1 protein-coding gene is annotated in these 784 nt (G+C 71.6%); it reads right to left on the reverse strand.

Annotated features, from left to right (window positions below; all coding sequences use genetic code 11):
• A partial coding sequence (locus MKK55_RS05915; protein WP_243933728.1) for a response regulator occupies positions 1–784 on the reverse strand: 784 nt, incomplete at both ends.

A 784-nucleotide genomic window follows, 5' to 3' on the forward strand; every position in this document is an offset into this window, starting at 1 on the left:
CGAAGCCGTCCTTGAGGGCGTCGAACACCGCCGGGTCGAGCACCGCGTTCGCGCCGTCCGGCGCCGGGATCGGGGCGGCCGGGCGGGCCTCGCGCTGCGGCCCGGTCCAGCGCGCGATGGTGGCGTAGAGGTCGGCGCGCCGGAACGGCTTGCCGACATGGTCGTCCATGCCGGCCGCGCGCAGGTCGTTGATCTGCTTCGGCAGCACGTTGGCCGTCATCGCGATGATCGGGATCTCGCAGGCCGGCGGCGGCAGGGCGCGGATGCGGCGGGTCGCGGTCAGGCCGTCCATCACCGGCATCTGCACGTCCATCAGGACGAGGTCGTAGCCCCGCCCCTGCGTCAGCGCCGCCTCGACCGCGACGATCGCCTCGGCGCCGTCCTCGACCACGTCGACCACGTAGCCCTGCGCCTCCAGCACCGCGCAGGCAAGCTCCTGGTTGAGCGGCACGTCCTCTGCCAGGAGCAGCCGCACGGGCCGTCCACCTATCTCGATATCCGCTGCTGCAACAGGATGTTCGATCGTTGGCCGTTCCCCCGGCGGCAGCGTGAGGGTGAACCAGAAGGTCGAGCCGACGCCCTCGCGGCTGTCCACGCCGATCTCGCCGCCCATCAACGAGAGCAGGTGGCGGCAGATCACCAAGCCGAGGCCGGTGCCGCCGAAGCGCCGGCTGATCGAGCCGTCGACCTGGCTGAAGCGCTTGAACAGCCGGTCCTGCTGCGCCGAATTGATCCCGATGCCGGTGTCGGTGACCTCGAAGCGCAGGTCGTGGCCGCGCGCCCC

This window comes from Methylobacterium sp. J-059 (assembly GCF_022829485.1).
In the GTDB taxonomy this organism is placed as follows: domain Bacteria; phylum Pseudomonadota; class Alphaproteobacteria; order Rhizobiales; family Beijerinckiaceae; genus Methylobacterium.